6 protein-coding genes are annotated in these 9,592 nt (G+C 76.1%); all 6 read right to left on the reverse strand.

Features of this window, described 5'->3' with window-relative positions:
• Positions 1–33 precede the first annotated feature (33 nt).
• The gene (locus ABGB16_RS14605) at positions 34–1,302 is read right to left on the reverse strand and encodes a TIGR02679 family protein (protein ID WP_347668572.1); all 1,269 of its coding nucleotides are present in this window, start codon (positions 1,300–1,302) and stop codon (positions 34–36) included.
• On the reverse strand, positions 1,299–5,435 hold the full coding sequence (locus tag ABGB16_RS14610) for a TIGR02680 family protein (protein WP_347668573.1): 4,137 nt from the start codon (positions 5,433–5,435) through the stop codon (positions 1,299–1,301). The genes ABGB16_RS14605 and ABGB16_RS14610 overlap by 4 nt, the downstream gene beginning before the upstream one ends.
• Complete coding sequence (locus ABGB16_RS14615; RefSeq protein ID WP_347668574.1) at positions 5,432–6,679, reverse strand: TIGR02678 family protein; 1,248 nt, start codon at positions 6,677–6,679, stop codon at positions 5,432–5,434. Before ABGB16_RS14615 ends, ABGB16_RS14610 begins: the two co-directional genes overlap by 4 nt.
• The gene (locus ABGB16_RS14620; protein ID WP_347668575.1) at positions 6,676–8,310 is read right to left on the reverse strand and encodes a TIGR02677 family protein; all 1,635 of its coding nucleotides are present in this window, start codon (positions 8,308–8,310) and stop codon (positions 6,676–6,678) included. Before ABGB16_RS14620 ends, ABGB16_RS14615 begins: the two co-directional genes overlap by 4 nt.
• 63 nt (positions 8,311–8,373) lie before the next feature.
• Positions 8,374–8,652, reverse strand: coding sequence for a hypothetical protein (locus ABGB16_RS14625; protein ID WP_347668576.1), 279 nt, complete (start codon positions 8,650–8,652; stop codon positions 8,374–8,376).
• A gap of 146 nt (positions 8,653–8,798) precedes the next feature.
• Positions 8,799–9,592, reverse strand: a 794-nt coding sequence (locus tag ABGB16_RS14630; RefSeq protein WP_347668577.1) for a hypothetical protein, incomplete at its 5' end; no start/stop codon positions are given.

Below are 9,592 nucleotides of genomic sequence, written 5' to 3' on the forward strand. Positions count from 1 at the left end.
CTGGAGATCACACCACACGTAGCAGCGTGAGAGTCAGGTCCCCTCCGCCGCCGACAAGTCGGTGATCAGGTCGTCGAGCACCAGTTCCTCCTCGACCCGGACCCCGGCGGTGAGCATCGCCGCGGCGAGCCCCGAATCCCAGGCCGCGTCCGTCGGCGTGCCGCCCAGCGGCCCCCCGGTACCCGCCCGGGCGGCGCGGGCCGCGACCCAGGCCAGGTAGTCGGCGGTTCCGTAGCGCCACGGCTGCCAGGGCACCCTGCCGCGCAGCAGGTTGCCGATACGCAGACCACCCCAGTCGAAGTCGCCGTGATATCGCAGGCGGGCACCGGACTGGACCAGGCCGGCCAGCAGGCGGAGCGCCGCGGTGCTGGGCTGGCCGCCGACGCAGACCAGTGGCGGGCAGGCCGGGCCGAGCCGGTCGGCCGCGGCGGCCAGCACAGTGGGGTTCTCGCAGACGTGGACAGCCCGGGCGGCGAACCGCGGCTCCCCGCGGGCGAGCTGGCGCAGGGTCACCACGACCGGCTCTCCGAGCGCGGCGGCGGGGGCGACGAGGTCGTGCAGCCGGCATCCGGCAACCGTGGGCAGGTTGACGGCGAGCACGGTCGAGGAGAGATCGTCGAGGAACACCCCGGCGGCGTACCAGAGCATCCGGCGTTGTTCGGCCGCCGACTCGGGTAGTGGTGCGTCCCCCCACCAGGTGGCCCGGATGGCCGAGCGGGCCGCTGTCTCCAGCGCCCGGCCGGCGTCGAGCGCGTGCGCGTCGCCGGTGGTGCGCGCCGCGATCCGGGCCAGCGGCTCCCCGTCCGCCGGCAGGACGGCGAGTACGGCGACCAGGTCGGCCACGAGCCGCGCCGCCGCCGGCGGCGTACCGGCCAGTCGCCGCAGCAGCGCGGCCGTGCCCGGGGCGGCGCACCACTCGGCCAGCTCGACGCGTACGCCGCCGAGTGCGGCGACCGGCGCCAGCGAGGTCTGCCAGGCGGCGGCCTCGGCGGCTCGTACCTCGGCGAGCACCGCGACGCTTCCGGTCAGCGCCTCGACCGCCCCGGCCAGGCCGTCGGGGTGCATCCCACTACGCCGGATGATCCGATCCAGCTCGTCGAGGTTGACGGTCAGGGTGCTGCCGCGACCGGGCGGGCGGCCCAGGACCCGCTCCACCGCCCGCCGCTCGTCCGGGCTGGGCCCGTCCAGGGTCAGGGTGCCGGTCAGCGGCTGTCCCCGGGCGATGCGGCGGCGTAACCGCTGGAACAGTCGTTCGGTCTCCGCCCCGCCGAGCTGCCGGCGCAGTCGTTCCAGGTCGGTCACGGCGCGTCCCACAGGCCCGGCGCCGTCACCGGCTCGGGCTGATGATCGTCGGGCTGGGGGTCCCGCTGCCGGGGCGCCCGCCGCTCCGGCGCGGACAACAGGTGTCGTTCGCGTCCGTCCCAGCGCCACGGGGTGACCAGCACCGCGTCGATGCCGTCGTGCCGGGCCAGCTGGGCGATCCCGAGGCCGGGCACCTGCGGATAACAGCCCCACTCCCGCTCGCTGGTCAGCACCACGTCGAGGTCGAAGGTGGCCAGCAGCCCAAGACACTTCGCGCGGGAGTCGTCGTCCACCCCCGCGAACGCCTCGTCCAACGCGATCAGCCGCGGCGCGTACGGGTTGCCGGCCGAGCCGTAGTAGGACGACGCTGCGGCGAACAGCGGAACGCTCGCCGCCAGCACCCGCTCGCCGCCGGACGCCGGCCCGGTCGCCGGTCGCCACTGCCCGTCCTGGTGCCGCTGGATCGTGAACTCGTGCCACGCCCGGTAGTCCAGCGCGCGGGTGAGCTGCTCCGACCAGGTCGCCGCGTCGTCGCGCAGCCGCTCCCGGTTGATCTGCTCCTGCAGGAAGGCGCCCACGGCGCGGCGGTCCTCCTCGTCCCACACGTCCGTGCTCTGCCGCAGCTGCCGGCCGCGCAGCTCGGCCAGCCCGGCGGGGGCGTCGCGGGTCGGCCGCCACAGCAGCCGCAGCCGCATCCCCGTCGAGGTGGGCCGGGCCTCCAACTCCTCGTTCATCCCGGCGACCTGCCGCTCGGCACCGACGATCAACTCCTGGAGCGCCCCGGCCACCTCGTTGACCAGGTGCGTCTCCAGCACCTCCCGCTCGTGCGCGGAGAGCATGCGCTGCCGCTCGTCGATCTCGTCGACCAGCGCGGCGGACAGCTCGGCGACCGTTCGGGTCCGCCCCTGGAAGCTGACCTCGACGACCATCGTCTCCTCCCGGACGGTCGTCACCACCTGGTGACCCTGCCGGGAGAGGCCGTCGGTCAGCGCCTTCACGTCCATGCTGACCTGCTGCTGCAGCCGGTCCCAACGGCGGTCGTCGTCGTCGGTGTCGACCAGTTCCCGCTCGACGGCCCGGGCCAGCGTGACCGCCGGGGTCGCCGCCCACGACTGCGCCACGTCCGGCACCTCCAGCCCCGGGCAGGCCAGCTCGACCAGGCCGGTGCCGGCGAAGGCGCGCAGTCCCTCGACGGCCGCGTCCCGGGCCCCGGTCGCCTCGTGCAACTCCTGCTCCAGCCGGCTGCGCCGCCCGCCGGCGTCACCCCGGGCGTCCCGGGCCGCCGCCTCCTGCCCCCGGACCTCCTCCCGGTCGCGCTCGCAGTCCGTCAGCAGCCCGGTCGCCTCCGCGATGCGGCGCTGCAGGTCCGCCACCGACGCGCCGGCGGTGGCGTCCAGCGTCTCGAACTCCACCCGGGCCGCCCGCGCCGTGTCCCGCGCCTCGGCCGCCTCGGCCGCCGCCGGCGCCAGCCGCTCCAGCCGTTCGGAGTGCAGCCCGGCCGCCTCGTCCCGGCGGACGCGCGCCGCACGCACGCCCGTCACGGTCGGCCACCAGGCGGCCAGGGCCACCCGGTACGACTGCAACCCGTCCCGCACCGTGGCCAGCTCCTCGACGTCGTACGGCAGGCCGACGTCGTCGGCGAACTCGGTCGCCTCGGCCAGCGCGGTCGCCGCCTCGGCGAGCCGTCGGCTGAGTGCCTCGCCCGCCTCGTCCCGCCGGTCGACGACGTCGCGGCGGGCCTCGTACGCGCCGCGTACCCGGGTGTGGGCCTCCCGCAGCGGCTGGTCCGACGGCAGCGCCCGCGCCTCCGCGGCAACCCGCTCCCGCCGCCGGCGCAGATCGCCGCGCCGGCCCGCGACGGCCGCCAGCCGCGCCGACAGCTCCGCGGCCTCCCGCCGCAGCTGGTCGATCCGCGCCCGGCGGGACGCCTCCCGGGCGCTGTCGCCGATGTGCTCCGCCGCCGGCTTGGCCCAGCGCCCGGCGAGGACCCCGTTGCCGAACGCGCCGGTCGCGTCGACCCACGTCACCGCCGAGCCGGCGCCCAGGCCGATCGCGGCGAGCACGCCCGCCACGGCCTCGTCCGACAGGGCCGCGCAGGCCGGGTCCGTCCGGTCGACCGCCGGGCGGAGCAGCCGCCCCAGGTTCGCCGCCACCGCACCGCCGGGCCGCAGCACGGTGTCCCCGCTGACCGGATCGCGCAGCGCCCCGTCGGCGTCGAGCCAGGCGTCGAGGACCCCCGCCGCCTCCAGGGCCGCCTCGATACCGGCCCGCTGCGCCGCCGGCACCTCCGGGGCGAAGTCCACCACCCGCCACAGCGGCGCGCCCGGCCGGTCCCGGCGCACCTCGTCGACGCGCGTGTGCGGCACGGGCGGCGGCTGATGCGTTCCCGCCTCAAGCCGGCGCAGCTCCGCCTCGGCCCGTTGCAGACCGTCGCGGACCTCGCGTTCCTCAACCTCCAACGCGGCGTCGGCACGGGCGAGGGCCTCCGTCGCGGCCGTGGCGGCGCGCGCCGTCTCCCGCACCGCCGGGTTCTCCCCGGCCAGCGTGCCGACCCACTGCTCCAGTTCCGCGAGGACGCCGTCGAGGTCGCCGACCGGCAGCTCGACCACGCCGCCGAGGTGCTCCCGGGTCCGCCGGACCAGCAGCTCACCCGCCTCGGTCGCGGCCGACTCGGCCTCCGCGACCCGCAGGTCCGCGGCGGCCACCTCGGCGTCGAGCCGGTCCGCCTCGTCGCGGGCCCGGTCCGCCCGACCCCGGGCCGCGTCGGCGGCGGCGCGGAGCCGGTCCAGGGTCCGCAGCGAACCCGACCGCGAGGCGACCAGCTCGTCCGCGGCCCGGGTCGCCTCGGCCAGCCCGACCGGCAGCGCGGCCAGCACCCGCGCCGCGTGCCGGTCGGCCAGCCGCGCCGCCGCGGCGTCCCGCTCGACCTGCCCGCGCGCCGCGTCCTCGGCGTCCTGCGCCTGCCCCAGCTCCCGGGCCGCGTCCTCGGCGGCCCGCCCGGCCCGGGCCACGTCGGCCTCCAGGTCGCGCAGGCGCTCCTCCTGCCGAACGGCGAACTGGTCCCGCTCGTCGGCGATGCCCCGCAGCCGGCGAAGATGCTCGGCGGTACGCGCCTCCGGGCTGTCCCGCAGCGCCTGCAGCCGCGTGGCCAGCTCCCGGGACCGCTCCGTCAACCCGTCGATGCGCGCCAACGCCCCGGTCAGGTCGGCGTCGGCCTGGTCGTAGGCCCGCTGCGCCTCGGCCAGCTCCCGGCCGAGCTGCTCGTAGCGGCTGTGCTGCTGGCGCAGCAGCCCGGCCCGACGGCGCGTCGCGACCCGCGCGTACTGCCGGTAGCGGGTGAGGAAGTCGTCGGCGGCCCGTTTCGTCTCGGCCAGCTCCCGCAGCGTCACCCGCTCGTCGTCCAGGCTGCGGAACGCCTCCGCGACCTGGGTGATCAGGTTCTCGTCGAGTGGCGGCAGCGCGTCGGTGAGTGCCCGGGACAGGCTCTTCTCGTCCGGCCGCTTCGACAGCTGTGGCTGGCGCAGCCGGATCAGCAGGGAGACCAGCGCGTCGTACCGGTTGCCGAGCCCGAACAGCGCCTCGTCCACGGCCCGCCGGTAGTCCGCCGCCCGGTCGTGGACCATGCCGGCCGGCCCGACGGCGTCACGCAGCCGCTCCCGGGTCAACGCCGTGCCGGTCGCGTTCACCAGCGCCAGGTCGACGCCGACCCGCTGGCTGGTGACGAAGAACCAGTGCCGGGCGATGCCCCGCCCGGCGACCGCCTTCAGACCGCACCCGATGGTGAGGTAACGCTCCCCGTCGCGGTCCCGGCGGCCGAACTCCAACCAGGTGTAGCCGAGCCGCTCCGGGTGCGGGTACCTGCCGCCGAGCAGCAGGTTCCACTCCATTCGCTTGTGCGGGTCGCCGTCGGGCTCCACCCGGTACGGCGCCAGGTCCCCGTCGAGCAGGAACGGCAGCATCAGCGCCAGCACCTTCGACTTGCCGGTGCCGTTGTTGCCCCGCAGCAGCAGGCTCCCGCCGTGGAAGTGGAACTCCTCCTGGTCGTAGTAGAAGATGTCGACCAGCCCGGCGCGCAACGGCTGCCAGCGCTCCTTCGCCGGGAGCGGCAGCTGGTCGGCCAGCGGTACGGTCATCGCACAGGTTCCCTCGATCGTTCGGACTTGTCGGTGCCGGTCCCTCGGGCGGCCGGCTCGCGGATCGTCGGCTCGGCCAGGGCGTACCGGGCGATCGCCGGCCGGGGCAGCACGAGCGGGTCCGCGCCCGGCTCGACCCGGATCAGCTTCAGCGCGCGCAGCGCCTCCAGCGCCGTGGCCACCAGCTCCACCTCGGCGCCCGGGTCCGTGGCGTGCTTGCGCCAGTACGACCGGTGCTCGACGGCCAGCTCCCGGGTGCGCCGGTGCAGCTCGCTGACCCGTACCCCGCCGTCACCGGCGGCGATGTGCTCCGCCAACAGCAGGGTCAGGTGACTCTGCATCCCCTCGGCGGGCATCCGCACGTCGGTGAGCTCGTCCTCGGGATCGACCATCGCGATCCCCTCCGCGCGCACCTCGGCGACCAGGCCGGTGAACTGGGTGATCCGGGTCAGCAGCGCGTGCCGCTGACTGGTCAGGTAGGCGCGCTCGGCCTCGGTGAGCTCGTCGTGGTAGACCACCGGCTGCTCCAGCAGCAGCCGGGTCAGCCGCTGCCGCAGCGCCCGGTTCCGGGCGTCCTCCACATCGGGTACGACCTCCAGCGTCAACGCCGCGAGCCGGCCCGGCCCGGTCGACTCGTCGATCATCGACGGCCCCCGGGACGCGGCGAGCAGGCCGGCGATCACGTGCCGGTCCACGTCGTACAGGACGTCTCCGCCGGCGCCCAGGTACGCCTCCTCGTCCCCGGCGACCCGGCGCAGCACCCCCCAGTGCAGCAGCAACCGGACCACGGCCACCATGTCGGCCCGCCGCTCCCGCCGGTCCAGCGCGAACGAGAACCCGGCCGCCGCCAGCGCCGGCTCGGCGGCCCCCGTCACGACCTCCTCGGCCAGCCGGCCCAGCGTGATCTGCCCGTCGGCGCGCTCCAGGGCCGCCAGCGCCAGGCAGGTCAGCACGTACCGCTGCCGCGAGAACGGGGTCCGCGACCGCGGATCCCGCGCCGGATGCGTGCCGTCGTACGGGTCGGCGGTCAGCTTCACCAGCCGTACCGTGTGGGCGTCGGCGACCACCTGCCAGCCGGTCTCCCGGTCGAACCACTCCCGCAGCTCCGCCGCGTACGCCCGGACCAGCCGGAAGGTCTCCGCGTCGGTGAGCCCGGCCACCAGCAGCGGGCGGGACAGCAGCAGCCGCGCGGCCCTGCGCCGCCGCGCCTCCGGGACGTCGTCGGCGGCGGCGCGCCCCCTCACCGGGCCACCCCCACCAGATCGGTGATCTCGATGAGATGCTCCGGCCCGGTCAGCACCCCGTCCTCGGTGACGACCCGCGCCCGCGGGGCATCGTCGACCCGTCGCAGCCGGACCATCATCGTGCCGTCCGACGTCGTGGTCGTCACCTCCGACTGGTCCGGCCGGCGGGCGGCCAGGGCGTCACCGAGTAGTTGGAGGAAGAGCCGGAACTCGGCCGAGTCCAGCCCCGCCAGCTCGGAGAGGCGGATCGGGCCCGGGGTGGCCAGCGCGGCCCGGGCGCGGGCGGTCTGTTCCGCCTCGCGGCGCACCCGCTCGGCGAGCACGCGGCGCTGCTCCGACCGGTCGATCACCCGGTTCGGCGCGCCCCGCCGCTCGTACGAGCCGGTGCGGCGCAGCCGCGGGCTGATCTCCAGGCGGGGTGCCTGCGCCCACGGCGTGGCCGCCGGCACCGGCCGCTCCTCGGCCGTGGCGAGGGTCGCCGCCGTGGTGGTGAGGTGCCGCGCGGGGGAGAGCCCGAACGCGGTGTGCCAGAGCCGGTGCGCCGCCTCGTCGTCCGGCGCCTCAGCGAACCAGAGCGCCAGCCGACGGAAGTCGGCCGAGCGGTCCGACCGGCCGGCCCGCCGCTCGTTGATCGCCGCGACCGTGCTCAGCAACTGCCGGATCCCACCGATCGCCGCCGTACGCAGCAGCCGCGCCTGCGCGGGTCGGCTGCTGTCGGCGCTGACGAACCAGTCGCGCAGCCCCGCCCAGCGCAGGCGCCAGGTGTCCAGGGCCTGCCGCATGGCGGCGTCGCGCCCGCCCCAGACGTCCCGGTCCAGGCCGTCCCGCCCGTCCGCGCCGCCGTGCTCCTCGGGCGGAGCGGCGTCGGCGGCCTCGCGGCGCGCCGCCACCTCGAGCAGCGGCGTCACGCCGACCGCCTCGATCCGGCGGGCGAGCGCCGCGATCTCGGCGCCCCGGTTGGCCAGGTCGGCGATGAACCGCTCCAGGTAGGCGATCAACTGCTCCTTGTACGCCAGGAACGCCGCGACGTCTGCGTCGGAGAAGTCGATCGCCCGGCGCAGTGACGCCATGAAGGCCTGCGCGTTGTCAGCCAGGCCGGTGAACCGGTCGACGAGGCTCAGCAACAGCAGGTGTGTCTTCGCCGCGTCCGGCGGCTCGCCGGTCGCCGCCGCCTCGGCGACGGCCAGCAGCCCGCGCAGCTGCTCCGCGATGTCGGACAGCGCCACCGACTGCAGGGCGCCCCGCCGCCCGATCGCCTCCTCGTACCTGGCGATCGCGTCCTCCGCCGCGTGCCCTTCGCGGGTGAGCTGGTAGAGGTAGCGGGCCCGGTGGAAGTCCTCAACCGTCGTCACCCGGCCGGTGTCCGGGTCGGCGCGCAGGTTGCCCCACCCGGCGAGCTGGTCCAGGGCGGCGCGCACGGTCTCCAGCGACGGTCCGGCCCCGGTGGGGACCTCCCCGGTCGCGGACCGCACCGCGGTCAAGACCTCGATCAGCACGTCCTCCGGCCGCAGGTGCACGGTGAAGCGCTGCTTCGCCCGGACGAAGGCGTCGAGGATCTGCCGGTACAGCGTCGAGTTCTGCGCCTGGAGATGCGCGAACGGTTGCGCGGGCGACCCGGTCCCGAGAGGCATGGCGCCCATCCTCGCATTCTCGAAAGTCGGCTCTGCTGATGACTCACCGTGTCGCCGGTCGACCTACGGCGCGCGGCCGGCCGCGCGCAGGTGGATGACGAGCGTGTCCACGGGAATGCCCAGCACGCTCGCGAGCAACGCCAGCGGATCGGGGTGGCCCCTGCCCGCGAGGTCGTCGTAGATGTCGAGCAGCCCGCGCAGGCGGGCGTCGGCGTCCTCGGGCCGGGCCGACAACTGGGCGACCCGTCGCTCGACGTACCGGCGCGCCATGATCTGGAACGCGTTCACGCCGAGCACCTCGTCGTCGTCCGGCTCCGGCCGCGGGTTCTGGTCATCTGACATGTGGTCGGTCCTTGGTTCAGGGGAGGAGTGTGGCCGCTGTCCGGTACGAGCGGTCTACGGACGGCTGTGGAGCTGCCCCGCCCGTGCGCCCGCTGCCCTCAGCGCTCTGGTAATCGGCCTGACCGGTGTCGCACGAGACGGTGACGTCAGCGCGCGACGGTGGCGTGCCAGTCGCGCAGGAACGCGTCGACCAGGGCATGCGCCCGCGGGCGTACGTCGAACGGCTCGCCGACCCGGCGACGCGCCATGTGCGACAGGCCGTCGGCGGCCTCGTTGAGCGCGTGCCCGCTGTGCCCCCGGACGTGCGCGAAGGTCAGGTCAGGCCGGCGGCCCACCAGCTCGGCGAGCCGGACCAGGGTCGGCTGGTCCGACCACCGGCGCGGCCGCAGGCTGTAGCCGGCCGGCATGGCGGCGGTGTCGCCACCCTGCCAGCGGTGCAGGTAGCGCAGGGCGGCCAGGCTGTCCAGCAGCACCGTCATCCCCGCCGGCGCCTCGTCGTACGCGGTCAGCAGGAACTCGACTGCCCGCAGCTCGCTGATCAGCACCCGGGACGGGCCGGTCGGGTCCAGCCGGCCCGTACGCCGGCCGCGCAGGCCGTAGTGGCCGTCGCTGACGACGTACCCGATGCCGCCGGCGCTGCCCTTCCAGCTCGCGTCGGTCGCGGCGACCAGGGCCGCGGACGCGCCCGCCCAGCGGCCCACCCGGCCGCGGCCCCGCTGCTGCTCCGGCTGCGGCCGGCAGGCGGTGCCGTGCCCGGCGGCCAGCCGCTCGGCGGAGTCGAGCAGCTGGCCGGCCGAGGCGAGCGCGTCGTAGTGGGCGGCGGTGAGGGACAGCGTCACGGCGTCGCCGATTCGCTGGCAGTCGGCGCAGCGGGTCGTGCGGACGTAGGTGCGCAGCGCGTAGGCGCGCTCGCGCAGCGTGTCGGGGAGCAGGTCCAGGG

The sequence above is a fragment of the Micromonospora sp. B11E3 genome, assembly GCF_039871625.1.
In the GTDB taxonomy this organism is placed as follows: Bacteria; Actinomycetota; Actinomycetes; order Mycobacteriales; family Micromonosporaceae; genus Micromonospora.